This is a genomic window from Rhizobium sp. PP-CC-3G-465, from assembly GCF_004343445.1.
Classification (GTDB): domain Bacteria; phylum Pseudomonadota; class Alphaproteobacteria; order Rhizobiales; family Rhizobiaceae; genus Ferranicluibacter; species Ferranicluibacter rubi.
In genome coordinates, this window is record NZ_SLYH01000018.1 from 1 (window position 1) to 25961 (window position 25961).

The window sequence follows — 25961 nt, forward strand, 5'->3', positions numbered from 1 at the left end:
AATCCCGTCGACGGCCAAGATCGTCCGCGGAAGAGACCTCAATAGGGGAAATGATTGTAGCGCATGACATAAGGCATGGACTTAAAGCCAATCACCAAATCAGGGCAGACGGCCTTCGGCGGAGGCATACCACCAAGGGTGGAACGCCACGTATCGTTGCCACCGGCATGTCGGGACGGGACGAAGCCGAAACACAGGCGCGCCTTGAGGCTTTTAATCAACCGATCCAGCGCATTCGTGGCCGGATCGAGAAGATCTTTGGCACATGGAAACGAAGCTACGGTCTCCGCTGGATGCGATGGCGAGGGCTTGCCAAGGCCGGCGTTCAAATTCGCCTCACCGCGATCGCCTACAATATGAAACGCAGTTTGAAGATAATCGCTATGGCCGGATAGCGGGCAAAAACACCACTGACGCTCATACCAGAGCGTCAGAAGACACAGCCAGCGCCGCCGGCGCTGATATCTTTGCGCACTTTCCCGGAAAGCTGAAAAAATCAACGCAAAATGCTTCCCGCGCACAGGTCTCATTACAAGGTGCCGGCTCTCAAGCGAATGGCAGTAACAATGCAGCGCGAAGGCCGGGATTGTTCGACGAGAGAACAATGTCCCCACCATGTTGCCTAGCTATCGCCCTGGAAATAGACAGCCCCAGTCCGACGCCTCCAGTGTCCCTGCTCCGCGAATCTTCCAGTCTGTAGAAGGGTGCAAATACCTGTTCGCATTGCGTCTGCGGGATCCCCGGACCTTTGTCATCCACCCTGATTTCGATCGCATCGGCAGCAATCTGGACGCTCACTGCGGCGCTTCCGGCGTAGCGAAGAGCATTTTCAATAAGGTTGCGGACGGCGCGCTTCAGATTGTCGGGACGGCACCGATAGCTGATTCTGTCGCTGTCTCTGAAGTCAACATTGTAATCAAGTTCGGCAAGATCATCGCAGAGACTTCCAATCAAGGCTGCAAGGTCAACAGCACGCGTGGGCTCCGACGTCGCCTCACTCTTCGCGAAAGAGAGGGTAGCCTCCGTCATCGACTGCATCTCGTCAACTGTCGCCAAGATCTTCTGTTGAAGATCTGGGTCTTGGACAAACTCTGCCCTCAGTTTCAACGTTGTGAGCGGTGTTCGCAGGTCGTGCCCGATCGCTGCAAGCATTCGCGTTCGGTCGTCAACAAATCTCCGAAGCCTTAACTGCATCCGGTCAAACGCCTCATAAAGCTGACGGATGTCGTCGGGAGAGCCGGGCGGAGAGATCGACGTTTCCTCCCCTCGCCCAAGCGCTTCGGCGGAAACGGCAAGTTCGCGAAGCGGGCGCGCAATGCGGTTGGCGACCAAAGCGCCGATGATGCTCAGGATCACTGCGGTTATGCCGATAGAAAGCATCGACTGCGTGCTCCAAAGATTTGGGGGGGTCTCCTTGTAATATGCTGCGTTGAGCCACGATCCATCGTGTAGCCTCTGTGCAATTCCCATCCCCTCCTGGTCCGCGAAATGCACGAATTGCGCTCCGGGTATCGCGTCAACAGCTTTGAACGGTTGCCAAGAGGTAATCGATTCATCACCATCTGCGGGCTGCCCAGCAATGCTCGGCTCTGCCTGCAATTCGGTATTATTCGCGGTGATGAGATCCATGATGGAAAGGTCCAGATTGGCCTTAGCCGTTCGATACCAGCTTGATGGATCCGGCAAACCATCCGAGAGCCAAAAGCGCGCATATCCCGTTGAACTCGCAATCAGGACGTTCCGGCGCATATCGTTTGGGACGGTTTGCAACACGCCAGAAAGTGCCACCGTGCGACTAACGAAATCGCCTTCGATCGCTTGTCTGATCGCGACTTCGCGCTGCCGCGACGAAATGAGAAATGCGATCGTCTGGCCCATAAGCAGGGCTGCCAAAATGAAGACAATGAATTGGCCGGCAAGGCTCTTTTTCCACCATGTGGTCACTGAACTGTCACCTCGACCGAGAGGCTGTAGCCGCCGCCCCAATGCGTTCTGATAATCGTCGGATTTTTGGGATCGGGTTCAATTTTCTTGCGGAGGCGGCTCACCTGATTGTCGATACTGCGATCAAAGGCGTCGGCGGAACGGCCAGCGGTATGATCAAGCAGTTCGTCACGCGTGAGGACAATATGAGGGTGATCGAGGAACACCTTGAGCAGACGAAACTCCGCCGTGCTCAGAGCTACGCCCAGGCCCTCATGTGACTGAAGCTCGCGTCGTCGAACATGAAGGTGCCACCCGTGAAATCCGATGACTTCGTCTTTAGGCGGTTCGCGCACTGTCGTTGAACTGCAGGCTCGTCGTAACACCGCTCGAACGCGCGCGAGAAGTTCCCGAGGATTAAAAGGTTTCACCAGATAGTCGTCCGCGCCTAATTCTAGACCGATGATACGGTCAGTATCGTCAGCCATGGCCGTCAGGAAAATTATCGGCAAATCGCCACTTGCCCTGATTTGCCTGCACACAGAAAGTCCGTCCTCGCCGGGCATCATGATATCGAGGATCAAGAGGTCAGCGGAACTCTTCTCGAGGATCTTTCTCAACGCAGCACCGCTTTCTGCTGCGCTAACCTTATATCCGTGTTGCGTCAAATAGGCCGCTACGAGGTCGCGAATTTCTCGGTGGTCGTCAACGACGATAATGTGAGGTTCAGCATCCATAACGGCATCTCTTGGTTAGCTAATCATATTGAGTACACCTGCGACTGCAAAATCAACAGTCCAAAGTGTAGAAATGAACGATGGCGACACCTCCATGGACCGCGCAACCTCGGTCACCGTATCGCCGTTGAAACCGTTTGATGCCACGATCCGCCTGGCGATCGATAATCCCCGCACGCACAATGAATAGCCGCTTGTTGTTGTCTGGAACCCATAAGGTCAGCCTGCATCATCGGTGTGACGTTCCGCCTCCAATCATAGAGCACGTCAACGGATACGATACGCCTGCAGCGTCGCAGCGATTTGTCAGCGATCTATCAAGTTGTCGCGGTTTTCGCCGCACGGTTACATTTGTGACGCGGCGTGAGTTTCGGCCTCTGACCCCGCTGTCTTATGGAACGGCTAGAGAACGCAATTAACATCGAACTGCTGGCGTCAGCGTCGGCCCCGAACACATTACACTTTGCGACAAACTATGACCTCGCGGACAAAGCTCTGCGACAACCCGCGGGTAGGGTCTGTCTTGCCAATATGATTTAGCGCGTCAGTAGCTGGACGTTACTCACTGCGCAGCTTCGAAGCGAACCTCGTCGTTCGTCATATGGCGTACTGCCGGCCGAGGAGCTTTGCAGAAGCTTCCCAAACAGGGATTTGAAGCGGAAGAAAATAATGTCGAACAACGATGAACCCCATTATGTCACCCGCTGTGTCGACACCGTATCCATGGGTTTCGAACGCTGGGCGGTGGATTTTGCCCTCATAACAGTACTCTTTGGGGCGTTTCTTCTGTCGGGACCAGCGCCCGCCACCGATAACGCGCTCATTTCAGATCCTGAGAACTATGCCAGTGCGAGAGCGCCTGACGCTCCTTCAGAATGTGCGGCGGCCGACCACATTTATGAACCAACGACCTAAACCCTATCACGATCTGAGCCTAATCCATCTACCGCAGCGCCCTAGTATATAGGTGATGCCAGTCGCATTCGCTTAGCAGGGAAAGCCGCTTTGTAAGCGGTTTATTCCGACCAATTCCACGGAGTTCATTATGCAAAAACCTGGACATCTCGATATATCCCGGCGCGATCTAATGGTCGGAACGGCCGCAGCTTCGGTAGCGCTTGGCACGCTTCCAGCCACGGCAAAGGCCCAAACAGCCAAGAATTCTGAATCTCTTGTTGCCTCGACTAGCGTCCAGTTCACCGTGAATGGCGCGGCGCATCATTTGGAACTCGACAACCGCACGTCACTTCTCGACGCATTGCGCGAACATCTTCATCTGACCGGAACCAAAAAGGGGTGTGACCACGGCCAGTGCGGCGCATGCACAGTGATGGTCGATGGACGCAGGATAAATTCCTGTCTGACACTCGCGATTATGCATGAGGGCGACGAAATCACCACGATTGAGGGGCTCGGCACGCCGGAAGACCTACACCCTATGCAGGCGGCTTTCGTCAAGCACGACGGTTTCCAGTGTGGTTACTGCACGCCCGGGCAGATCTGTTCCTCCGTCGCGGTGCTTGCGGAAATTCGAGCGGGTATCCCGAGCCACGTCACTACGGATCTGACGGCACCGACGGAGGTAAGCGACGTCGAGATCCGTGAGCGGATGAGCGGCAATATTTGTCGCTGCGGTGCTTACCCAAACATTATCGAAGCCATCAATGAAGTCGCAGGGAGACCGGCATGAGATCCTTCACGTATGAGCGCGCCAATTCTCCGGCGGAAGCAGCCGCTGCCGTCGTCCGCACCAATGGTGCGAAATTCATTGCCGGCGGCACCAATCTCCTCGATCTGATGAAGCTCGAGATCGAGACGCCGACGCATCTGATCGACGTCAACGGACTGTCGCTCGACAAGATCGAAGCCACACCCGACGGGGGATTGCGCATCGGCGCCCTCGTTCGCAACACCGATCTGGCTGCGGACGAGCGCGTTCGAAGCGACTATGGTCTGCTTTCGCGCGCGCTTCTGGCGGGAGCCTCTGGTCAGTTGCGCAACAAGGCAACGACGGCTGGAAATCTGCTTCAGCGTACACGCTGTCCCTATTTCTACGACACCAATCAGCCCTGTAACAAGCGCCAGCCGGGAAGCGGCTGCTCCGCGATCGGTGGCTTTTCCCGGCAGCACGCGGTTATCGGTGTTAGTGACGCTTGCATCGCGACGCATCCAAGCGACATGGCCGTTGCCATGCGGGCACTGGATGCCACAGTGGAGACGGTTAAGCCGGACGGCACGACACGCGCCATTCCTATCGCCGACTTCCACCGGCTTCCCGATGAGACTCCGCATGTCGAAACCTCGCTTGAAGCGGGAGAACTGATTACAGCAGTGACGCTGCCCGCGCCCGTTGGCGGGCGGCATATTTATCGCAAGGTGCGTGATCGCGCCTCCTACGCGTTTGCGCTCATTTCGATTGCCGCGGTCGTACAGCGTGACGGCACCGGTCGCGTTGCGGTCGGCGGCGTTGCTCATAAGCCGTGGCGCAATGAGGCCGCAGAATCGCAACTGCCAACCGGCGCCCAGGCGACGGTTAGACAGCTGCTCGAAGGCGCGAGGCCCACCCATGAAAATGCGTTCAAGGTGAAGCTTGTCGAGAGGACGCTTGCCGCTGTCCTGACAGAAGCGAAGGGATGACCCGATGAGATTTGACACTCCCGCCACGACCAATCCGATCGACCAGGGGAAAGTCATCGGTAAACACATCACCCGCATTGACGGTCCCCGAAAGGTCACAGGCACGGCCACATATGCATACGAATGGCACGATTCATCCCTTGACGCGGCTTACGGCTACGTCGTTGGAGCAGCGATCGCCAAGGGTCGCATCTCGTCGATCGATCTTGGTCCGGCTCGCGCATCGCCTGGCGTAATTGCTATCGTTACGGCCGAAAGTGCCGGCGAACTTGGCAAGGGCCGGCTGAACATTGCAAAACTCTTCGGTGGCCCTGAGATCCAGCATTATCACCAGGCTATCGCCGTCGTCGTGGCGGAGACCCTTGAACAGGCACGCGCGGCAGCAAACCTCGTTCGCGTTGATTATATCGAAGAGCAAGGAGCATATGATCTCTCAGCGGTGCGAGATTCGGCAATCAAGCCCGAAGATGGAGAGGCCGATAGCGCCGCAGGGGATTTCGAATCTGGTTTTGCCGCGGCACCGGTCAAGCTCGACGAGACCTACACGACCCCCGACCAGGCCCACGCGATGATGGAGCCGTTCGCTTCGCTTGCCGTATGGGAGGGAGACGAACTGACTCTCTGGACATCAAACCAAATGATCGCATGGACAAGGGCAGACCTTGCGGCAACACTGAAGATGGATCAGAGCAAGGTTCATTTGATGTCGCCCTTCATCGGCGGAGGTTTCGGCGGCAAGCTCTTCTTGAGGTCCGATGCAGTATTGGCTGCGCTTGCCGCGAAAGCGGCAAAACGCGCGGTCAAACTCAGCCTGCCGCGCCCACTGATGTTCAACAATTCAACCCATCGCCCGGCAACGATCCAGCGCATTCGCATCGGCGCCACGCCGCAGGGCAAGATTACCGCCATCGCGCATGAGAGCTGGAACGGCAACCTTCCCGAGGGCAAGCTCGAAGTGGCAGTACAGCAGACGCGCTTGCTCTATGCCGGCGAACATCGCATGACCGCGATGCGGCTCGCGACGCTCGACCTGCCCGAAGGCAACGCCATGCGAGCACCGGGCGAGGCGCCCGGTTTGATGGCACTCGAGATTTCCATGGACGAAATGGCCGAGAAGCTAGGGCTTGATCCCGTCGAGTTTCGCATCCTCAACGACACCCAGGTCGATCCCGAAGACCCGAAGCGCCCGTATTCTCATCGTCAGTTAAACGAGTGCTTTCGGATAGGTGCCGACCGGTTCGGTTGGAACAGGCGAAACCCGAGACCTGCACAGGTCCGCGACGGGCAATGGCTGGTTGGGATGGGCGTAGCTGCCGCCTTCCGGAACAACATCACGCTCAAGTCGGGCGCACGCGTCCGCCTCGATGCCGATGGTGTCGTGACGGTTGAGACCGACATGACCGATATTGGAACGGGGAGCTACACCATCATTGCCCAGACTGCGGCCGAGATGATGGGGCTTGGAATGGACAAGGTCGCCGTCCAGCTTGGCGATTCCCGTTTTCCCGTCTCTGCCGGTTCAGGCGGTCAATTCGGTGCCAACAGCTCCACCTCCGGCGTTTATGCTGCCTGCGTGAAACTGCGCGAAGCTGTCGCCCAGCGACTAGGCTTCAACACTACCGAGGTGGAATTCGCGGACGGCATGGTGCGTCTAGGCAATCGTCAGGTACCGCTTGCTGAAGCAGCAAGGGGTAGCGATGTTGTCGCCGAGGATTCCATCGAGTTTGGCGACCTGGGAAAGCAGTTCCAGCAATCAACCTTCGGTGCTCATTTTGTTGAAGTCGGCGTCGATATCAATACGGCCGAAGTTCGGGTCAGACGTATGCTTGGCGTCTGTGCAGCGGGCCGCATCCTCAATCCCATTACAGCACGCAGCCAAGTCATCGGCGCCATGACGATGGGGGTTGGTGGCGCTTTGATGGAAGAGCTCGCGGTCGATACGAGGCGAGGATTTTTCGTCAATCACGACTTAGCAGGTTACGAGGTACCTGTTCATGCGGACATTCCTCACCAGGAGGTGATCTTCCTGGACGAAACCGATCCGTATTCGTCGCCGATGAAGGCCAAAGGGGTCGGCGAACTTGGCCTCTGTGGCGTCGCGGCCGCGATTGCCAATGCAACCTACAACGCCACGGGCATCCGCGTACGTGAATACCCGATCACGCTGGACAAGCTGCTGCACGCCATGCCCGAAATCGGGGCGTAAATCTCCCTTTGGGCTTGCACTATCTTCCAAGAAGAAAGTCACAAAATAGACGGTCCTGCAAATACTTCGAGACCGAATGCTGTGATAACGGCGGCATTCCTGCCATTTGCGGCGGCATCGAGCGTGTCGCCGGATACCGCAACCGCTCAGATCAAGCACTGAAAGCAATGCCCTAGTGTATTTGTCCGCTCTGGGGACGGCGCCGCCTTCGCCGGTTCGCGCATTTCTAAGCGCCCATGATGTCTCTGGAAAACCTTCATTCCGATCATCACTCATGGTGGCTTCGGCCTTCGCAGCAGTCTTGACGTTGTAGCTGGACACGCATCCGGCGCTCGGGTTCTGGAAGGATTTTCCCTCCAAGCCGATCGGGAGAGCAGGCTCTCGCTGCCGTCACCGGTTGGCTGAACGCCACGTAGTTAGCCTGGTCGTTGATCGGTATCAGCGTTTCAGGAAAAGCAGAAAGTACTCGAAAATGCGATTTGATACGCCAGCGACCGTTAATCCGATCGACCAACTCAAAGTCGTCGGCCAGCCGATCGAACGTATCGACGGCCCTAGAAAGGTCACCGGCACGGCGACTTATGCCTACGAGTGGCATGACTCAAAACTGAACACAGCCTATGGCTTTATCGTCGGCGCGGGCATTGCCAAGGGTCGCATCGTGGCCATGGATCTTGCCGCCGCGGAAGCAGCGCCGGGCGTCGTCGCGATCGTAACCGCCGAAAATGCGGGAAAGCTCGGCAAAGGCGACTTTCTCGCCGCAACGTTGCTGGGCGGACCTGCCATTCAGCACTATCATCAAGCGATCGCTCTAGTCGTCGCCGACAGCTTCGAGCAGGCCCGAGCGGCCGCGCAACTTGTCCGCGTTGAATATGCTGAAGAACAGGGAGCCTTCGATCTCGCGGTTGCCAAGAGGACGGCAGGCCCTGCCGGGAGCGGCAGTGCCGATTCATCTATAGGCGATTTTGACCGAGCGTATGGCGACGCCGATGTCAGCTTGGATGAGACGTACACAACACCTGACCAGGCTCACGCCATGATGGAGCCTCATGCAACGCTTGCGCTGTGGGAAGGAAATAACCTCACGCTCTGGACATCTCAGCAGATGATCAATTGGGGTATACGGGACCTGGCAAAAATTCTCGATATGCCGGAGGAAAACCTGCGGCTGGTTTCCCCCTTTATCGGCGGTGGCTTCGGCGGCAAGGCAACGGTGGCCGCAGACGCAGTTCTGGCCGCTCTAGGCGCGCGTGCGGCCCGACGCCCCGTCAAGGTCGCGCAGACCCGGACGCTGATGTTTAACAACACGACGCATCGGCCAGCAACGATCCAGCGCATCCGGCTGGGAGCAAGCCGCGATGGAAAGATTACGGCAATCGGGCATGAGAGCTGGTCGGGGAATATCGCGAAAGGCCTCCCGGAAAATGCCGTCATGCAAACCCGTCTTATCTACGCGGGAGCAAACCGCATGACTGCCCTTCGCCAAGGGGTCCTCGATTTGCCGGAAGGAAGTTCAATGCGGGCGCCTGGCGAGGCGTCCGGAATGATGGCACTTGAGATCGCGATGGATGAGATGGCTGAAAAGTTGGGGATCGATCCTATCGAATTCCGCGTCATCAACGATACGCAGGTTGATCCGGAAAATGCCGACCGTCCCTTCTCCAGGCGCCAGCTGAACGAATGTCTTCGCACCGGAGCCGAAAAATTCGGTTGGGCCAACAGAAAGCCCCGGCCCGGCCAGCACCGCGATGGGAGGTGGCTGATCGGGATGGGCGTCGCCTCGGCCATTCGCGGCGACGGCTCACGAGATTCTGCGGCACGCGTACGGCTGGATTCCGAGGGTGTGGTCACGGTGGAAACCGATATGACCGATATCGGGACAGGTAGTTACACGATTATTGGTCAAACAGCCGCGGAAATGATGGGGCTCCCAATGTCGATGGTGGCGGTTAGCCTCGGCGACTCGCGTTTTCCCCGGGGCGCCGGATCGGCCGGACAACGGGGTGCGAATTCATCGACATCGGGGGTCTATGCGGCTTGCATGAAGCTGCGTGAAGCCGTTGTAGAAAAACTTGGGCTGAATGTGCGAGACGCCCGGTTCGCGGATGGCCACGTGATTTCGGGTGACCGCCGCATCCCCCTTGCGGAAGCAGCGCGGGACGGAAGTCTCGTTGCCGAGGACATGATCGTCTTCGGCAAACTTGGCGAAACTTACGAGCAACAGACGTTCGGGGCGCAGTTCGCAGAGGTCGCTATCGATCCCTACACGGCCGAGATCCGCGTGCGGCGTATGCTGGCAGTCTGCGCTGCCGGGCGAATCATTAACCCCAGAACCGCCAGAAGCCAGGTGATTGGTGCAATGACGATGGGCGTTGGCGCCGCATTGATGGAGGATCTGGTTGTCGATAAACGGCGCGGCTTCTTCGTCAATCACGATCTTGCTGGCTATGAAGTTCCGGTTCATGCTGACATCCCAAATCAGGATGTCATTTTCCTAGACGAGACAGACGAAATGTCGTCGCCCATGAAAGCAAAAGGTGTGAGTGAACTCGGGCTTACCGGTGTCGGCGCGTCGATTGCCAATGCGGTCTACAACGCCACAGGGGTCAGGGTTCGCCAATATCCGGTGACAATCGACAAGCTTTTGCAGCAATTGCCAGAGGTCAATTGAGCCGATCTGGTCACAGCATCGGCGGAGGATTTTGCGCCGATCGTTTGCGGGCAAAAGCCATAACGTTGCAGGCTGAGCTTTAGAAGTTCTGCAGTGAAAACTCACCGGCTCGACTATCGCCAGACATCGTATCGATGCGCGAAGCGCGGGGAAAGGTTCTGCCGGTGAGACAATAACCGTTGCAAAATATACCGAGGCAAACTGCGTCGATCCGGATACCTTCGGCGCGTAGTCCAAGACCCACGCTCTTGGTCAGGCCTACGACACCGTGCATCGACGCATGATAGATCCCCCCGTTTCGCGATCCCGACACCCCCGAGCGACAACTTGGACGATCAATTTGATTTTGCGCGCTATAGTTCACTTCCGTAAGCGCGCAAGTCGGCCCTGCCACCACGTGTAAACTAGACCCGGTATCTCAGTTCATCGACAAGAAGGCGGAAGGCCAGCGATGCCTGCCGCCGCGTTGGATAGTAGAGATGATAGCCATCAAAGGGCTCGCACCAATCCTGGAGCAGCGGGACAAGTGCGCCGGTGCCCATGTGCTCCCTTACGACATCCTCAATCAGAAAGCCGATGCCGTGACCTGCAAGGGCAGCCTTGATTATTAGGGGGGTACAGTTGAGGACGAGTTGGCCATCGACCTTGACCGCTATCTCCCCGCCTGACTTCTCGAATTCCCACCCATAGATGCTGCCGCCGCTGACGAAGCGCATGTTGATGCAACGATGGTTTGCCAGTTCTTTCGGCGTGGTTGGTATGCCATTCCGGGCGATGTAGCTTGGCGAAGCGAATGCAGCCATCCGCAGCTTTGGCCCGATACGGACTGAAATCATGTCCTTTTCGACCCTCTCTCCCATCCTGACGCCTGCATCGAACTTCTGACTGACGATGTCAACGAAACCATTATCAACATTGAGTTCGATATTGATGTCTGGATACTTGGTAATTAGCCGGTCAATTGCGGGCCACAGCACGGACTCGGCTGCATGTTCAGACAACGAGATGCGAATGGTGCCTGCGGGTTTTTCCCGATACTCGTTCAAGTCGGACAGGCGCTCTTCAATGTCGGAAAGCGCTGGCTGGAGTATATCGAGAAGCCGTTCTCCAGCCTCCGTTACCGCCACGCTACGTGTCGTGCGCGTCAGAAGCCGCAATCCTAACCGGGTTTCGAGACGCCGAAGTGTATGGCTGAGACCAGATTGGCTGAGGCCCAGTTTTTTCGCCGCACCCGTGAAGCTGCCTTCCTCGGCGACAGCAAGAAATATCGTCAGGTCGGCAAGATCCTCGCGCCTCATGTATACGCTCCATATTGATGACCTTCAGTCATATACCTTAGTCCCCGTCGGTGTCTAATCCCCGGAGTGCAAACCGGGTAGAGTTGCCGCAGGTTCGTTGAGAGCAACTGGCGTTTAAGCTGAAAGGGCAACGGCAATGAAGCTGCGATATTTGGGAAACGACAATCTTGAGGTTTCCAACGTCGGCTTTGGGTGCATGGGTCTGAATTTCGGCTATGCGACGAAGGTGACCAAGGCCGAAGGCATCACCCTTATCCGCGAGGCAGCAGATCGAGGGGTCAATTTTTTTGACACAGCCGAAATTTATGGGCCTTTTACCAATGAAGAAATGGTCGGAGAGGCGCTAAGCCCCATTCGGGACCGCGTCGTGATCGCGACCAAGTTTGGTTTCGATATTGTCGATGGCAAGTCGCAAGGGTTGAACAGTCGCCCCGAGCACATCCGGGAGGTAGCCGATGCATCGCTCAAGCGGCTAGGTACTGATGTCATCGACCTGTTCTATCAGCACAGGGTCGATCCGAACGTGCCGATCGAAGATGTTGCAGGAGCCGTCAAGGACCTGATAGCTGCGGGCAAGGTACGACATTTCGGCCTTTCAGAACCGGGTGCCGAGACAGTTCGTCGTGCTCATAAGGTACAGCCGGTTGCCGCCCTCCAGAATGAATACTCGCTCTGGAGCCGAGGTGTTGAAACCAATGGCATCCTTGAGACTTGCGAAGAGTTGGGTATCGGTCTGGTGTGCTACAGCCCGCTTGGCAAAGGGTTTCTCACCGGCGTCATGAACAGGGACACCAAGCTTGGAGAGGGCGATTTTCGCTCCATTTTACCACGCTTCACACCGCAGGCGATGGAAACCAACCAGGCACTGGTAGACCTGCTGAAGCGCATCGCGGCTGAGAAAGGTGCCACTCCGGCGCAGGTTGCGCTTGCTTGGCTGCTGACGCAGAAGCCTTGGGTCGTCCCGATCCCGGGCACAACGAAATTGCACCGGCTGGAGGAAAACATCGCTTCGGTCAATCTTGATCTTGATGACGGCGATCTGTTCGAGATCTCTCATGCGCTTGCCGATATGGACATAGAGGGTGAGCGCTACCCGGCGCATCTATTGGCGACGACCGGACGCTAAATTGTCGCAACGCGGGCGGGGCGTCGCCGCTCTACGGGCAAGTTCCAAATTCACTATACAATCGAGGACCAAAATGCGCATCGCCAGATTTGCTGCAACTGTTAGCGTAATATTTTTTCTGACCGCAAATTTAAGCTTCGGGGCCGATACGAAGAATATCGAGTTCTCTGGAGACACGATCTACCCCGAAAGTGCGTCCTGGTCTTCTGAACAGGGCACGTTTTTCATCGGTTCGGCCCAGAACGGTTCGATCGGAACTGTTGACATGGACGGCAATTACAAGACCTTTATTCGCGACGAAGCTCTCCCATCGACCTTCGGCATCCATGTCGATGACGCGCGGGATCACCTCTGGGTAACTGTCGGTGACTTGGGTAGATCCGAAAAATCCTCTGTGGAGACACAGGGCAAGCTGGCTGCAATTGCGGTTTTTGACAGCAAGACGGGCAAGCGTCTCGCCTTTTACGACCTCGCGTCCGTGGGGCCCGGCGTTCGCAATGCCAACGACGTGGCGCTCGATCCCGCCGGAAACGCCTATGTTACGGATAGCTTCGCACAGGTGATCTATCGCATCGATACCACCGGTAAGTTGACCATTTTCGCCGATGCCCCCGTACTTAAGACCGGCGACATGTTCGGCCTCAACGGCATCGTCTATCATCCCGACGGCTATCTCCTGGTCGGCGCCTGGAACAGCGGTGAAATATTCCGGATCAGCATCTCCGATCCGGCGAAAATTAGTAAGGTGGCATTGCCTGAGACCTTCAAGGGAATGGATGGCATCAACCTTACTGACCCCAACCATCTTGTGGCTTCGGTCAATGTTGGTGAGCCGCGTGCCGTGGAAATCGCCTCCGATGATGGCTGGACCACCGCGAAGGTGAATGCAACGAAGCCCGCTGTAAGCACCTTCCCGTCTGCGGTCGCAGTCGTTGGAAATGAAGCTTGGGTCCTCAATTCGCGCATCGACAGCCTGCTTGATGCCAGCGCCGAGAAAGTCGATCAATTTATCTTACAGGATTTCAACAGCTCAGTAAGTAAGTAGGTCTCGACATCAAACGCCGGGTCGAACTCCTTTAGAAAGAACTCGGCTGCGTTCCGCGACCACGCGACAGTGAGTTTATCGCCGAGGCCTTGCCTTCTCGGTAATTTCGAAAATGCTACGAGTTCGCCGAATGAAATTGACAGGCGGATCATTCCCTGCACGACGCATCGGAGATTTAAATGCAGAAGAGAATTCTCGGAACAAGCGGCATGGAAGTGTCGGCACTCGGTTTTGGATGCATGGGGCTGACCTTCGGCTATGGCCCCGCCACAGATAGGGAAAATGCGATTACCCTGATCCGAGCAGCCTACGAACAGGGCGTGACATTCTTCGACAGCGCCGAAGCCTATGGCGCCGCCAACGAAGAAATTCTTGGCGAAGCGGTCGAGGCATTCCGCGACAAGGTGGTTCTAGCCACCAAGTTCGGCTGGAAGAACGGTACACCCAAGGAAGGTCTCGACAGCACTCCAGCGCGTATCCGCATTGTCGCCGAACAGTCCCTCAAGCGGATGAGAACAGATGTCATCGACCTCTTCTACCAGCACCGTGTCGATCCCGACGTTCCGATCGAGGATGTCGCGGGCACCGTCAAGGACCTGATTGCGGAAGGAAAGGTCAAGCAGTTCGGTCTGTCAGAAGCGGGGATCCAAACGATCCGGCGCGCACACGCGGTCCAGCCCCTGGCAGCTCTTCAGAGCGAATATTCATTATTCTATCGCGAACCGGACACCGAAATGCTGGCCGCCTTGGAAGAGCTCGGCGTTGGCTTCGTGCCATTCAGCCCTCTGGGCAAAGGGTTCCTGACCGGCAAAATTGACGAGAAGACGGAATTCGGCGACGGAGACAGCCGAAACAGCGGACCCCGTTTTTCGACCGCGGCCCGCATGGCCAACATGACGCTCGTCGACCTTCTGAAGCAGATCGCCGAAGACAAGCGGGCAACGCCGGCGCAGGTCGCACTTGCCTGGCTCCTGGCTCAAAAGCCATGGATCGTGCCGATCCCTGGCACTACGAAGCTGCATCGCCTCGACGAGAATATTGGCTCTGCGAAAGTCGATCTTACCGAGGCTGACCTGGAGCAGATCAGAACGGCAACGTCGAAGATCGTCGTTCAGGGCGACCGCTATCCCGAGCACCTGCAGAAGCTCGTCGGCCGATAGGCCAGAGAATAAGCGTCAACGAATAATATCGAAGACATTTTTGACTGTTCGCGCCAGTCGGTAGGGTCGTCACAGTTGCACTCTTTTGAGAGTCCTGACTGAGAGAACCTCAAATCAAGTGCCATAATCAACAGTTACGGCAGCATTCTCACGATTTTCACACGTTGTTGCCGTAAATAACAAGGCGGACGGATCGTCATGGCAGATACGACATTGGATACACTCTCTCCATCAACCAACTGGGCAGCGGTATGGGCAACCGGGCTCGGTGTCTCGAGCCTGACGGCAGCCGAAATGCTTCCTGTCAGCCTGCTAACGCCGATGGGGACCGACCTTGGCATCACCGAAGGCATGGCGGGCCAGGCTGTGACCGCTACGGCCGTCGTCGCGCTAGTGACCAGCATCTTCATTGCGGTCACCACACGTGGCCTTGATCGCCGCACTCTCCTGCTGTGGCTATCGGCGATCCAAATCCTCTCGAACCTGACTGTGGCGTTCGCACCCAACCTGTTTGTGCTTCTCATCGGGCGAATGTTTCTCGGCCTGTCGCTCGGCGGCTTCTGGGCTTTGTCGGCGGCTCTGGCCATGCGGTTGGTTCCTGAAGATGCCGTGCCAAAAGCATTCTCGATCATCTTCGGCGGCGTCTCGGTCGCGACGGTGGCCGCCGCGCCGATCGGAAGCTATCTCGGCAGCGTTATCGGCTGGCGTGGCGTGTTTACCGCCGCTGCTGTGCTGGCAATCATTGGATTCGTTTGGCAGTTCGTTTCGCTGCCATCCATGCCGTCCCGTGGAAAGGCGCGGCTAGCCACCCTTTTCCATGTCCTGAAGCGTCCCCGCATCGGCCTGGGTATGTCGGCGGTTGTTCTGGTCTTTGCCGGGCACTTTGCCTTCTTCACCTATCTGAGACCGTTTCTGGAAACGGTCACGAATGCCGGCGTCAACGGGGTGACGCTCATCCTCCTGGCATTTGGTATCGGCAGCTTCGTTGGAACCTCCGCCTCTGGCTGGCTGCTCAAGACGAACCTTTGGCTAACGCTGTGGCTGGTGCCGTTGTTGATGAGCGCGCTCGCGATTGCGGCTGTAATCCTCGGCGGGTCTGCAATCCTGATTTCGGTCATCGTCGCTCTGTGGGGCTTCTCGTTCGGCACCATCCCCGTCGGCTGGTCAACGTGGCTAACCCGCACCGTTCCAGACGAAGCCGAGAGTGGCGGAGGCCTGCTGGTGGCCGCCATTCAGATCGCGATGACCATTGGCGCTGCACTAGGCGGAGCGATCGTTGATGTCAGCGGGATTACCGTCGTATTCGTCTTCAGCGCAGCGATCCTTCTTGCCGCGACAGTCGCGGCGCTGATTGCCCTTCAAGACCTTCGGAAAACTTAGTACTGAACAGGGACACCATGTATCCTTATTTCAGGGAAGGTCGCACTCGTCGCCGGAACAGGCCTCGACCTCACGGCGGCTGAGACGCTGCCTGGTCGTCCGGGCCAAGTAATTTCGGGCGGCCCGCTCAGCAAGGCGACGGTGAAGACCATCCTTTCGATGAAGGCTGCAGCGGGGACCAAGTCTCCCTCGTTGCCTTGATTACAATTCACGATAATTTCGTAAGGTTTCGGCATAACTCTGCGACAGCCCCTCGCTAGAGTACACCTAAAAAATCATCGGATCACCGAATTGGAACTGTCCGCCCGTCCGTAGCAAGCGATCGAGGTGGTTCGACCTCAGGAGCCGACATGTCTAGTCATCAAGACCCACAATACGTTACGCGATGCGTTTTTAGCGTCTCTATGTCGGTCGGGCGCTGGGCCCGGCATTCGAGTGCGCAACTATCCCATCACATTGGACAAGTTGCTCGAAAAAATGCCGGCAGTGGCCTGATCTGCAGCGGTCACAGGAAGACGTGTCTGCCCGGCAATGATAAGGATAGAAGAAATGCGTGAACGATTGCAGACCTTCGCTGAGGTCGAAGCCGCTCCGAAAGTGGCCTTCGTCTCTGACGATCCGCAACAAATTCTACAGTTCGCACTAGACTCGTACGAGAGCGGCCTTGGGGCTGCTCTCGTCACACTGGTCGAAATCCGCGGTGGAGCGGCGCGTGCCCTGGGATCACAAATGGCGGTTCGCGGTGATGCTCTTCATTGTGGCTACGTGTCAGGCGGCTGCACAGAGGCCGCTGTCGCGGCTGAAGCGGTTGCGGCGATTGCCAGTGGATTTGATCGCTACCTTCGGCTCGGCGAAGGCTCAAAGTTTTTCGACATCGTACTTCCGTGCGGTGGCGGCATAACGGTAGCGATCCATGTTATTCGCCAGGCAAAAAGTCTGCGAACGGCGCTTACTCAGCTCGAGCGTCGTGACCGGGTTGGCCTCATCTACGATCCGGCATCGCAATCTCTTGCTGCCGTGCTCTCCGCAACCCGGTCCATGTGGGAAGGAGGCTGCTTTGTAACGTCGTATCGGCCAAAGACAAAGGTTGTTTTTTCAGGCGGCGCGATCGAAGTCGAGACAGCTGCCGGCTTGGCGCGCGCCTGTGGATATTCCGTTTGCACGGATTACGGCTTCAGCTTCACGTCGCAGCCGAAGCTTGCCGATGTCATCGACATGGACACCGCAGTCGTGATTCTTCATCACGATCTAGACCGCGAAATCCCTGCCCTGAAAGGCGCATTGGCCGCCAACCCATTTTATATCGGCGCGCTCGGAAGCCGCCGTACCCATGAACGACGAAGCGCGGCACTTCAAAGCCTTGGCTACAAACCTTCCGATATCGCCCGCATAAAGGCACCGATCGGGATCTTCGCGAAAGCTCGTGATGCAACATCTCTAGCACTTTCGGTGCTTGGCGACATTGCTGCGGCTCGAGCCACATCAATCTGAAAAGAGTGTGGATGGACAAGTCTAAATATCCCTCGCGACGCGCATCCATAATCGCGGCGGCTGAACGAGCCGCATTTTGTGGCGTCGCGCTCACCTTTGCAGTCGGCGACAGGCTGCGGTGCCTTGAACCAATTGGCACCCGCTGTTGAAGCGGCATAAGCTGACGGCGCCCGGTGATTGGTCAGCGTCTCGTACTGAGTTCGAGCCAGTCAAGCTCCTGCTCCACTTGGCGATAGGGACCGTCGCCGATCTGTCCGGTATTGCGCAAGGTGTCGATCGCCTGTCGGGCATGCGGCACGATCCTCTGCCGAAGCATCGCATCATCTGAGCCATGCGGATCTCGTCCGGCAGCCGCCTCATCGAGCTTTGCTCGATATTCCGTCCGTATCCGATCAGCGGCAGGGCTATCATCTCCTTCTAAAGCTAAAAGAACTGCCGTCAAAGCCGTGGTGCGTGCGATCGAGAGTTCGTCCTCCTCTGTCGTGTCAGGGTTCATCCCAAGCCAGTCGAGAAGTGGCTTCAAGGTCAAACCCTGAACTACCAGTGTCCCGAGCAACGAGAGCGGTGAGCAGTATGAATTCTCGGAATGGAAAGTCTTGCGGCAAGGCAAGAGCGGCCGCTAAGGTCACAATACCGCGCATACCTGACCAACCCACAACCAGCGCTGCCTTCATGGACTCGGTTCGCGTCATGGCACCGGGCATCGACTGATCGTCGCGGTAGAAGACGCCATACAGCAGAACCCATGCGAGACGAACGACAATCACGAGGCTGAGGATCGCGAATGCAAAGGCGAGCCAGTCGGGATGTTGGCCGGCTTTGAGCATCGGTAGGATCGGACTTAGTTGGAGCCCGACCAGTGTGAAGGCCAGTACGTTCAGAACGAACGTCACTGTTGTCCATGTCGCAAAAGAGCTGACACGCACATTCGCCGGCATAGAAAGTGTAGAACTGCGCGACGCTGTTATTCCGAAGGTAACGACCGTTACTACCTCTGACAGATGCAAGCGTTCAGCCAGCAGCCAGACGCCGAAGGTTGTGACAAACTGCAGGATCGTTGCGGTCGGAGCGTCCGCCACCCGTCGGATCAAGCCCGACGTTAATTTCGCCAGCAACCAGCCGACGATGACGCTGCCGATGGCAACCAGCAGGAAGGCGGGCGCCACCTCGCGAAAACTCAAGCCGCCGGTTGCGATTGTCCCGACGGCCAGACGGTAGATCAGAAGCGAAGAGGCGTCGTTGAACAGACTTTCCCCCTCAACCACCGTGCGGATACGATGCGGGGGATTGACTTGCCGCATCACCGCCAGGGCCGCGACAGCGTCAGGTGGAGCAAGCAACGCGCCGAGCGCAATCGCTGCCGCCCATGGCATATCGGGCAGAAAGAAGCGCGTAACGACTGCCACTGCCAACGTCGTCAATCCTACTGCCATAACGACGAGCGACATGACGGGTTTCCAGCTGCGCTTTAAATCGCGAAGCGACATATCGTGGGCGGCGTCGAGTAGAACCGGCGCCACGAACAACGCAAGAATCAGATCGGGCGGCAATCCGAGCTCGGGGAGGCCCGGTATGAAGGCAAGCGCGACGCCACCGAGCGCCAGAAGTGTCGGATACGGCACTGCCATCGAACTCGCAAACATCGACAGCAGAGCTGCGCCCAACATGAGTGCGAGGAGCAGTTCAAAAGTTTGCAATAGCTGCTCCTCGTTGTTGCCAAAAGTGTGCCTGATGTTTCAATACCAAGGCAACCGCCCCAATGAGGGCTCCTTATTTGGCGTCCGTACCATAGTAAAAGATTGTGGTAGCACCGCCATCGATCAGGAAATCGCTTCCCGTAATGTATCCGCCTTCGGACTCATGATCAGCGCCTCATGCTCGGTTCTAGCCGAGTTACGATCACCGGTTGATCGCCGAAATCAGCATGCGGTTATGCTCAAGACTTATAAATCGGGCGAAGGCTGCGGGTTTCGGTTGCTTGCACTATGCGCTGCTTAGCCGAAGTCTTTTATGCAGCTTCTGACCTCTTCCGTGAGAAGATGAAGACGCCCACAATCAGCAACGTTAGGATCATCATCGCCGACGACGCCTGCAGCGCAAGCCGGACGCGATCTGCAAGCAGCTCCGAGCCACCGAGATTCACGTTGGCCGTTGCGGCATATGCCGTAATGATGGCAATACCCAACGAGGTGCCGACCTGTTGCGAGACATTGAGGAACCCCGACGCCGCGCCAGCGTCGTGACGTTCGACGCCCGCGATACCCGAAGACGTCAAGGGAGCCAATGTGCCGCCCTGCCCGATCCCGACCAGCATCATCGGCAAGAAGAGCGCGGTCCAATAGCCGGAAGATGGTGTGACGAACGAAAGCAAGAGTATTCCGATGAGGCCACATCCGATGGTGAACATCATTGAGGTTGCACTGCCGAAACGTCTCATCAACCGCGGGGCCAACATCGCTGCCGCGAAGTTAACAACGGTCGATGGCAAGAAGGCCAGACCGGCCATCGCGGCGCTCATCCCCAGGACGCCTTGCATGTACTGGCTGATGAAGAAGTAGAAGCCGATATTCGCGCCGAGGAAGAGTGCTCGTGCCACATAGGCTGCGCTGCGCTCGCTGCTTGCGAACAGACGGAGCGGAATGAGGGGAACCGCCACCCGCATCTCAACCACCACGAACGCAACGAACAGGACTGCGCTAGCAACCAGTAATGGGATGGTCCACGGATCGGACCATCCGACCGTCGCTGCGCGCTCGATCCCAAGGAGCAGGGCTCCGATCGCTATCGTCGAGGTGGCCGCTCCGAGGCCGTCGATCCGGCCGGGTGAGACTTCGTCGGATTGGCCGTAGCGCCTCAACGCCCAAATCAGTAGCAGGCCGATCGGCACGTTAATAAAGAACCCGACGCGCCACGACAGCAGGCCTGCAAAGATGCCGCCGATGACAAGGCCTATGCTCGCCGAGACACCGCCCGCCGCGGCATAGTATGACAGGACGCGCGCCCGAAGCTCGCCGGCGGGGAACTCGGCCTGGAGAAGCGACAGGGTGGAGGGTGCCACGATTGCAGCGCCCATGCCTTGGATTGCCCGTGCAATCACAAGCACTGCCGGCGATGGCGCGAAAGCGATAGCGGCCGAAGATAATGAGAAAACTGCCAGTCCCGCTGTAAAGACGAAGTTTCGACCAAAGACATCGCCTGCCCGTGCGCCCAGAAGTAGAAAGCCCCCAAACGTCAGGGCGTAAAGGCTCGTTATCCAGGACAGACCCACATCTGTGAATCCGAGTTCGGACTGGATCTTGCTCAATCCCGTGAAGACAATTGAGTTGTCCACGACAAGCATCGAGAAGCTGATGAGGATGATCCAAAGAATCGGCCGACTGCCCACTGGCATTGGGATATGGTCGTTACTCGGCATTGCGGTGTTGTCCTCGCCTAAAAAAATGTTGAAACCCGGCGGCCGCTAGAGACCGGGAACGCAAAAGCTTTCGCGGCTGACCAGGTAGGCAGCAGGATGTGAAAACCATTGTCAGGCTCTGCAAAACCAGATCTGATAAGGCGGTGGCCGCTTGAGCGGCCGCCGCGACGTGTAAAGTTATACGCGTAACAGCGTCTTGATGGCGCGGCGCTCGTCCATGGCCTTGTAACCCTCAGCCGCATCAGCGAGCGGAATTTCAAGATCGAACACCTTGCCAGGATTGATCTTCCGGCTCAGGACGAGATCCATGAGGTGGGGCAGGAAGCGGCGCACCGGGGCAGGTCCGCCCATGAGGCCGACCTGCCCGAAGAACAGCGACTGGCCGTCGAACTGTACGCCGTGCGGGACGCCCACATAACCGACCATCGAGCCGGGGCGCGCCACCTGCAGCGCCTGGTTCATCGATTCCTGTGTGCCCACGCATTCCAGGACGGAATCCGCACCGATCTTTCTCGTCAGCGCCTTGATTTTGGCGATACCTTCATCGCCGCGTTCGGCGACGATATCTGTCGCGCCGTATTCGAGGGCGAGGTCCTGCCGGGACTTGTGCCGGCTCATCGCGACGATGCGCTCAGCACCCATCTGCTTGGCCGCGAGCACACCCATCAGGCCGACCGCGCCATCGCCGACGACGACGACCGTCGAGCCCGGCTGAACGCGGGCTGCATCGGCAGCATACCAGCCTGTGCCGAGCACATCGGAGACGGCGAGCAGGCTTGGAATGAGATCTTCGGACGGCATTTCGGGGGTTGCGAGCAGCGATCCGTCCGCCTGAGCGATGCGCGCATATTCCGCCTGCGCGCCCGTCATAATTTCGCGGTGTTCGCAGGAGGACTGAAAGCCGGCGAGGCAATGCGGGCAGGTGTTGTCGGACAGGCAGAAGGAGCCGACGACAAACTGGCCCGGCTTGATGGTCTTCACCGCACTGCCGACTTCAACCACGATGCCGCAATATTCATGGCCCATATGCATCGGCTGCGCGATGTCGTTGAAGCCGCGGTATGGCCAAAGGTCGGAGCCGCAGATACACGAGGCGGAAAGCTTGATGATTGCGTCCGTCGGATGGAGGATTTTCGGCTCGGCCACTTCCTCGCAACGAACGCTTCCGGGAGAGTAAAGAACGGTCCCTAACATTGGTTGGGCTCCTTTTAATGGGTAATTGATGCCGCCAGACGCATCCTGCCACGGGTGTCGGCGACGCGATGCTGCTTGGTGATTGTATGCGCAAACGGATGGCGCGATTAGCGCCATAGATCCGAATGGGTCTATGCTTGAGGAGCATATATCCGTTCGAACCGTCGTGTCGCAGCCGTCAAACCAGATTGCCTTCGTAGGTGGCCATCATCCTGATCAGTTACCTGATGATCATTCTGGACGTGTCGATCGGATCATTACAGAACCGACGACTAGGCAGTATTGCGAGCGCGAAATTTAGGTAACCGACTGAAATCAGAAGATACTCACTAGTAGTGCGGCTCCAGGCGCACTGCATCTGTCGCTGACGCGAGGTCGTGGTCGGCAATGCTGTGGCAACGACTAGCAGAGCTGCGCTTTCCGACAACGTTCCTGGTCGCCGATCGAACTCACCGGCGAAGCGACGTCTTCAGCGCAGCGATCCTTTTTGCCGCAACTGTCGCGGCGCTGATTGCCCTTCAAGACCTTCGGAAAACTTAGTACTGAACAGGGACACCATGTATCCTTCATTTCAGGGCACGCTCGCCCTTGTCGCCGGAGCAGCTCTCGGCCTCGGATTTGCCCCTGCAGTGGCATTCGCCGAACAGGCGCTGCCACCGTCTGGTCGGCTACGGAAGACAACGTCCAAAAGGCTGCCGAGGTCCTCTCTGCCGCGAGTCATACCGTTCTGCCGATCACCTGTGATGTCTCCAATCCAGAACACGACGCGGTGATCGGGCAAGCCGTCTGGCCTCGCTACGATGCCGAAAAGGACAATTATCTCGGCCTGTCGCTGCCAAAGGCGATGTCACAGCCATTTGGCGATACCGACAACTCGAAGTTCTGGGATAAGATGGGGCTATATCAAGCTCGGCGGTTTCTTGTTCGAATTCGCCGATGACCGCAATGTCAGGGCAGGAATGAATAGGACATCGATGCTGCGCGCCAGTGTAACCGACCTTTTGGCGTTCATAGCGGTTGCCCGCGAACGAAGCTTCACAAGGGCCGCCGCTCAACTCGGGATCAGTCAGTCGGCACTGAGCCACACGATCCGGGGCCTTGAAACCCGGCTTGGAGTGCGCTTGCTCACGAGATCAACTAGGAGCGTTGCGCCGACGGCCGCGGGAGAGCAACTCCTGGAAACGATCAGGCCACGCTTCGAGGAGATCGAAGAAGGCCTCAACCAAATCGCGGAATTTCGAGAGAAGCCGAAGGGATCGTTCCGTATCACTGCCACGACCTTTGCCGCGGATACCGTTCTTTGGCCGGTCCTTCGGGATTTTTTGCCGAAGCACCCCGATGTTCAGGTCGAAGTCGTTCTCGATTACGGACTGACCGATATCATCACCGAACGTTGTGACGCTGGAATCCGTCACGGGGGCGAGGTAGCCCCGAACATGATCGCGGTTCCGGTCAGTCCGGAACTTCGCATGGCTGTTGTCGCGACACCCGCTTATTTCGAGCTCCATCCCGTGCCGCTGTCGCCGCATGATCTCACCAATCACAACTGCATCAATCTGAGGCTGCCGACGAACGGCGCCTTCTATGCTTGGGGATTTGAGAAAGACGGCAAGGCACTGCGTGTCCGGGTGGAGGGCCAGCTTGCCTTTAACGGGTCGTATCAGATCTTTATCGCCGCACTTGACGGTTGTGGGCTGGCATACGTGCCCCAAGCCCTTGCGCAGCCGCACGTCGAGCAGGGTCGGCTGGTCAGCGTGCTGGAAGACTGGCTGCCACCAACACCCGGTTATCACCTGTACTACCCGACGCGAAGGCAGTCTTCTGCTGCCTTCTCGCTTCTGGTCGAGGCCTTGCGCTATAGGAGCTAACCCGGGTTGAGAAGCCCGCTTCCGTCCTAGTTCCGTGATCGTCACCAGTGTCGCGTGGCGTTTCTCAAACAGGACCCGCGATGCGTCTGAGAGTTGCGCCGCAGTGTCCTGCATCGATTGCCGAAGGTTCGACGGCAGTCATCGTTCGAGCCCCCGACAATCTTGATATCCCATGGTGACTGGTGGTCACGGTCACCGATCAATAAACTCCCTGCTGATCCCAGAAGTCACAATGATGATCGGCGACGAAGCGGCCAAGCGGAAGAATTTGTGGCGATGGCAACTTCAGACGCAGCACATTCTGCTGGCTTGGGTCGTATTTTGGCCAATGCTTCCACTGATTGGCGTTTGCGACAGTCGTCCAATATCTGACCATTTCGTCGGAAAGCTTTTCCTGGAGAGGGTTCAGCGTAACTGGCTGACCCATGGCACCACCATGATACCCTGGAAAGAGATATTGCAGCTCGGAGGTGTGGGCAGCCCCTAATGGAAAGGTCGTGGGCTTCAGATAGGATGGTGCCGTCCTGTCGGCAAACTCATACGCGTACACAGGGGATTTTGCAGATACCCATCGATTGAGAGCAAGAGCCGGGCAAGCAAACAGGTAATCGGTAATTGCTGCCGCATAAGCCTCGCTCGGCGAGTTGTAGTTCGCAGTTGAATATTCTGAGAGGACTGCGGGCGTGAGGGCGGCTTTAAAGAACGCCTCCACCGCCTTTGGAAAGCCTTCCTCGGTCATCGGTTGCCCCGTTTCGTTTTCAGGGAAACCGACGAAGAAACTGCCTTCATCGCGCGTCGTGCCGCTCACCAGGGTAATGTTGTTGAATTTGCCAGCTCTTAAGGCTTCGCCGGGCGCAGTCGGATAGAAATCCCCATCAATGATACCGTTGCTTCGAAATGGCCCCTCTGACGCAAGGATCTGTCCGACGGTGAGGCCGCGCAGACAAGCGGCGCTCTGATCGCTACAACCCGCCGCATTTGCAAAATTCGTTCCCTTGAGTTCAGCAGCATCAAGCGGCGTGACACCGGCAAAGTTGGGATATTTGATCATCTCGGAAGCGCCGCTCATGCTAATCGCATGCTGGAACTTACCCGCGGACCATGGCGATACGACATGAGCTATGACGCTGCTGCCGCCTGAAGATTCGCCCGCGATGGTGACATTGCTTTTGTCGCCCCCGAAAGTCGCGATGTTGCGCTGAATCCAATCCAGCGCAAACGACTGGTCCATTCGTCCGTAGTTGGCGAACGGATGGCCTTCCTTGTCGATAGCAGGGTGAGCGAAGAAGCCGAACATTCCTAGTCTGTAGTTCAGCGTGACGACGACAGCGCGGCCTTCGAGCGCAAGCTTGCGGGGATCATGGTCATCCGACTGCCCCACGGACAATGCGCCGCCATGGATCCAGACAAAGACAGGAAGGCTCGCGCGCCCTGCAGGGATCGTGCGTGGCGCATAGACATTCAGGAAGAGGCAGTCCTCTTTCCCGCCCGGCGTTGCAAACGCCCCCAGATTTGCATTTTGAGGGCAGGAACTCCCTGCTTTCGTAGCGTCGAATGTCTCCCGCCATGCTGCGGGTGCCCGCGGAGGTTTCCAGCGGAGATCGCCAACAGGCGGCGCGGCATAAGGAATGCCGAGATAAGACCGCAAAGTTCCGTCATCCACCCCCTGAAGTGGCCCGCTATCAATCTTGACGGCGGATGTGGGCTGGTCGGCGGCGACAGATCCAATGGAGCTGGCTAGGAAAAGTGCGGCCGCAATCGCGGAGCGCTTGAGAAGTGTGGTCATGCGTTAAGCCTTTTGAAATTTGAG

General features: G+C 57.5%; 20 protein-coding genes. 12 read left to right on the forward strand and 8 right to left on the reverse strand.

Annotated elements, in window-relative coordinates:
* The first annotated feature begins 50 nt into the window (after window positions 1-50).
* Window positions 51-395, forward strand: coding sequence for a transposase (locus C8J33_RS24565; RefSeq protein WP_422039069.1), 345 nt, complete (start codon window positions 51-53; stop codon window positions 393-395).
* A gap of 151 nt (window positions 396-546) precedes the next feature.
* On the opposite strand, the gene C8J33_RS24570 is transcribed toward C8J33_RS24565, so the two are convergent.
* On the reverse strand, window positions 547-1944 hold the full coding sequence (locus tag C8J33_RS24570; protein WP_245419571.1) for a sensor histidine kinase: 1398 nt from the start codon (window positions 1942-1944) through the stop codon (window positions 547-549).
* A complete protein-coding gene (locus tag C8J33_RS24575; RefSeq protein ID WP_132449657.1) occupies window positions 1941-2660 on the reverse strand; it encodes a response regulator in 720 nt (239 codons plus the stop codon). The genes C8J33_RS24570 and C8J33_RS24575 overlap by 4 nt, the downstream gene beginning before the upstream one ends.
* 669 nt (window positions 2661-3329) lie before the next feature.
* Between C8J33_RS24575 and C8J33_RS24580 the strand changes: the two genes are divergently transcribed.
* The 5 genes from C8J33_RS24580 to paoC (C8J33_RS24600) all read left to right on the forward strand — a co-directional run bounded on the left by C8J33_RS24580 (window position 3330) and on the right by paoC (C8J33_RS24600) (window position 10174).
* A complete protein-coding gene (locus C8J33_RS24580; RefSeq protein ID WP_132443190.1) occupies window positions 3330-3575 on the forward strand; it encodes a hypothetical protein in 246 nt (81 codons plus the stop codon).
* A 130-nt stretch (window positions 3576-3705) separates the two neighbouring features.
* Window positions 3706-4350, forward strand: coding sequence for an aldehyde dehydrogenase iron-sulfur subunit PaoA (paoA, locus tag C8J33_RS24585; protein ID WP_110731127.1), 645 nt, complete (start codon window positions 3706-3708; stop codon window positions 4348-4350).
* Window positions 4347-5297, forward strand: a complete 951-nt coding sequence (locus tag C8J33_RS24590) for an FAD binding domain-containing protein (protein WP_110731128.1) — start codon at window positions 4347-4349, stop codon at window positions 5295-5297. Before paoA ends, C8J33_RS24590 begins: the two co-directional genes overlap by 4 nt.
* 4 nt (window positions 5298-5301) lie before the next feature.
* A complete protein-coding gene (gene paoC / locus C8J33_RS24595; protein ID WP_132665685.1) occupies window positions 5302-7503 on the forward strand; it encodes an aldehyde oxidoreductase molybdenum-binding subunit PaoC in 2202 nt (733 codons plus the stop codon).
* Window positions 7504-7975: 472 nt separating this feature from the next.
* Window positions 7976-10174: an aldehyde oxidoreductase molybdenum-binding subunit PaoC gene (gene paoC / locus C8J33_RS24600; RefSeq protein WP_110802978.1), complete on the forward strand. Its 2199-nt coding sequence runs from the start codon at window positions 7976-7978 to the stop codon at window positions 10172-10174.
* Window positions 10175-10578: 404 nt separating this feature from the next.
* Here the strand turns inward: paoC (C8J33_RS24600) and C8J33_RS24610 are convergent, their stop codons facing one another.
* Window positions 10579-11472, reverse strand: coding sequence for a LysR family transcriptional regulator (locus C8J33_RS24610; protein WP_110731132.1), 894 nt, complete (start codon window positions 11470-11472; stop codon window positions 10579-10581).
* Window positions 11473-11608: 136 nt separating this feature from the next.
* On the opposite strand from C8J33_RS24610, the gene C8J33_RS24615 reads away from it, so the two are divergent.
* The 5 genes from C8J33_RS24615 to C8J33_RS24635 all read left to right on the forward strand — a co-directional run bounded on the left by C8J33_RS24615 (window position 11609) and on the right by C8J33_RS24635 (window position 17674).
* A complete protein-coding gene (locus C8J33_RS24615; protein ID WP_132665686.1) occupies window positions 11609-12598 on the forward strand; it encodes an aldo/keto reductase in 990 nt (329 codons plus the stop codon).
* Between the two features lie 73 nt (window positions 12599-12671).
* A complete protein-coding gene (locus C8J33_RS24620) occupies window positions 12672-13643 on the forward strand; it encodes an SMP-30/gluconolactonase/LRE family protein (protein WP_110802979.1) in 972 nt (323 codons plus the stop codon).
* Between the two features lie 179 nt (window positions 13644-13822).
* Window positions 13823-14803 (forward strand): aldo/keto reductase, encoded by a 981-nt coding sequence (locus C8J33_RS24625; RefSeq protein WP_132665687.1) that lies wholly within the window; start codon window positions 13823-13825, stop codon window positions 14801-14803.
* A gap of 198 nt (window positions 14804-15001) precedes the next feature.
* Window positions 15002-16183, forward strand: a complete 1182-nt coding sequence (locus C8J33_RS24630; protein WP_110802980.1) for an MFS transporter — start codon at window positions 15002-15004, stop codon at window positions 16181-16183.
* A 549-nt stretch (window positions 16184-16732) separates the two neighbouring features.
* On the forward strand, window positions 16733-17674 hold the full coding sequence (locus C8J33_RS24635; protein ID WP_110731137.1) for an XdhC family protein: 942 nt from the start codon (window positions 16733-16735) through the stop codon (window positions 17672-17674).
* Window positions 17675-17855: 181 nt separating this feature from the next.
* Here the strand turns inward: C8J33_RS24635 and C8J33_RS27980 are convergent, their stop codons facing one another.
* From C8J33_RS27980 to C8J33_RS24650, 4 genes are all read right to left on the reverse strand, one after another.
* The gene (locus tag C8J33_RS27980; RefSeq protein ID WP_422039059.1) at window positions 17856-18197 is read right to left on the reverse strand and encodes a hypothetical protein; all 342 of its coding nucleotides are present in this window, start codon (window positions 18195-18197) and stop codon (window positions 17856-17858) included.
* On the reverse strand, window positions 18160-19371 hold the full coding sequence (locus C8J33_RS24640; protein WP_422039061.1) for a cation:proton antiporter: 1212 nt from the start codon (window positions 19369-19371) through the stop codon (window positions 18160-18162). The genes C8J33_RS27980 and C8J33_RS24640 overlap by 38 nt, the downstream gene beginning before the upstream one ends.
* Window positions 19372-19682: 311 nt before the next feature.
* On the reverse strand, window positions 19683-21089 hold the full coding sequence (locus tag C8J33_RS24645) for an MFS transporter (RefSeq protein ID WP_245419573.1): 1407 nt from the start codon (window positions 21087-21089) through the stop codon (window positions 19683-19685).
* 177 nt (window positions 21090-21266) lie between these two features.
* Window positions 21267-22283: a zinc-dependent alcohol dehydrogenase family protein gene (locus C8J33_RS24650; protein WP_110731138.1), complete on the reverse strand. Its 1017-nt coding sequence runs from the start codon at window positions 22281-22283 to the stop codon at window positions 21267-21269.
* Between the two features lie 974 nt (window positions 22284-23257).
* On the opposite strand from C8J33_RS24650, the gene C8J33_RS24655 reads away from it, so the two are divergent.
* On the forward strand, window positions 23258-24151 hold the full coding sequence (locus C8J33_RS24655) for a LysR family transcriptional regulator (protein ID WP_110802999.1): 894 nt from the start codon (window positions 23258-23260) through the stop codon (window positions 24149-24151).
* A 199-nt stretch (window positions 24152-24350) separates the two neighbouring features.
* On the opposite strand, the gene C8J33_RS24660 is transcribed toward C8J33_RS24655, so the two are convergent.
* Window positions 24351-25937 (reverse strand): carboxylesterase/lipase family protein, encoded by a 1587-nt coding sequence (locus tag C8J33_RS24660; RefSeq protein WP_132665688.1) that lies wholly within the window; start codon window positions 25935-25937, stop codon window positions 24351-24353.
* Window positions 25938-25961: the final 24 nt, after the last annotated feature.

Excerpts from the sequence above, each read along its gene's own strand:
- paoC (WP_132665685.1), top strand. The coding sequence starts at position 5,302 with ATGAGATTTGACACTCCCGCCACGACCAATCCGATCGACCAGGGGAAA.
- paoC (WP_110802978.1), top strand. The coding sequence starts at position 7,976 with ATGCGATTTGATACGCCAGCGACCGTTAATCCGATCGACCAACTCAAA.
- C8J33_RS24655 (WP_110802999.1), top strand. The coding sequence starts at position 23,258 with ATGCTGCGCGCCAGTGTAACCGACCTTTTGGCGTTCATAGCGGTTGCC.
- C8J33_RS24575 (WP_132449657.1), bottom strand. The coding sequence starts at position 2,660 with ATGGATGCTGAACCTCACATTATCGTCGTTGACGACCACCGAGAAATT.
- C8J33_RS24630 (WP_110802980.1), top strand. The coding sequence starts at position 15,002 with ATGGCAGATACGACATTGGATACACTCTCTCCATCAACCAACTGGGCA.
- paoA (WP_110731127.1), top strand. The coding sequence starts at position 3,706 with ATGCAAAAACCTGGACATCTCGATATATCCCGGCGCGATCTAATGGTC.
- C8J33_RS24615 (WP_132665686.1), top strand. The coding sequence starts at position 11,609 with ATGAAGCTGCGATATTTGGGAAACGACAATCTTGAGGTTTCCAACGTC.
- C8J33_RS24610 (WP_110731132.1), bottom strand. The coding sequence starts at position 11,472 with ATGAGGCGCGAGGATCTTGCCGACCTGACGATATTTCTTGCTGTCGCC.
- C8J33_RS24635 (WP_110731137.1), top strand. The coding sequence starts at position 16,733 with ATGCGTGAACGATTGCAGACCTTCGCTGAGGTCGAAGCCGCTCCGAAA.
- C8J33_RS24590 (WP_110731128.1), top strand. The coding sequence starts at position 4,347 with ATGAGATCCTTCACGTATGAGCGCGCCAATTCTCCGGCGGAAGCAGCC.
- C8J33_RS24645 (WP_245419573.1), bottom strand. The coding sequence starts at position 21,089 with ATGCCGAGTAACGACCATATCCCAATGCCAGTGGGCAGTCGGCCGATT.
- C8J33_RS24620 (WP_110802979.1), top strand. The coding sequence starts at position 12,672 with ATGCGCATCGCCAGATTTGCTGCAACTGTTAGCGTAATATTTTTTCTG.
- C8J33_RS24565 (WP_422039069.1), top strand. The coding sequence starts at position 51 with ATGATTGTAGCGCATGACATAAGGCATGGACTTAAAGCCAATCACCAA.
- C8J33_RS24650 (WP_110731138.1), bottom strand. The coding sequence starts at position 22,283 with ATGTTAGGGACCGTTCTTTACTCTCCCGGAAGCGTTCGTTGCGAGGAA.
- C8J33_RS24580 (WP_132443190.1), top strand. The coding sequence starts at position 3,330 with ATGTCGAACAACGATGAACCCCATTATGTCACCCGCTGTGTCGACACC.
- C8J33_RS24660 (WP_132665688.1), bottom strand. The coding sequence starts at position 25,937 with ATGACCACACTTCTCAAGCGCTCCGCGATTGCGGCCGCACTTTTCCTA.
- C8J33_RS24625 (WP_132665687.1), top strand. The coding sequence starts at position 13,823 with ATGCAGAAGAGAATTCTCGGAACAAGCGGCATGGAAGTGTCGGCACTC.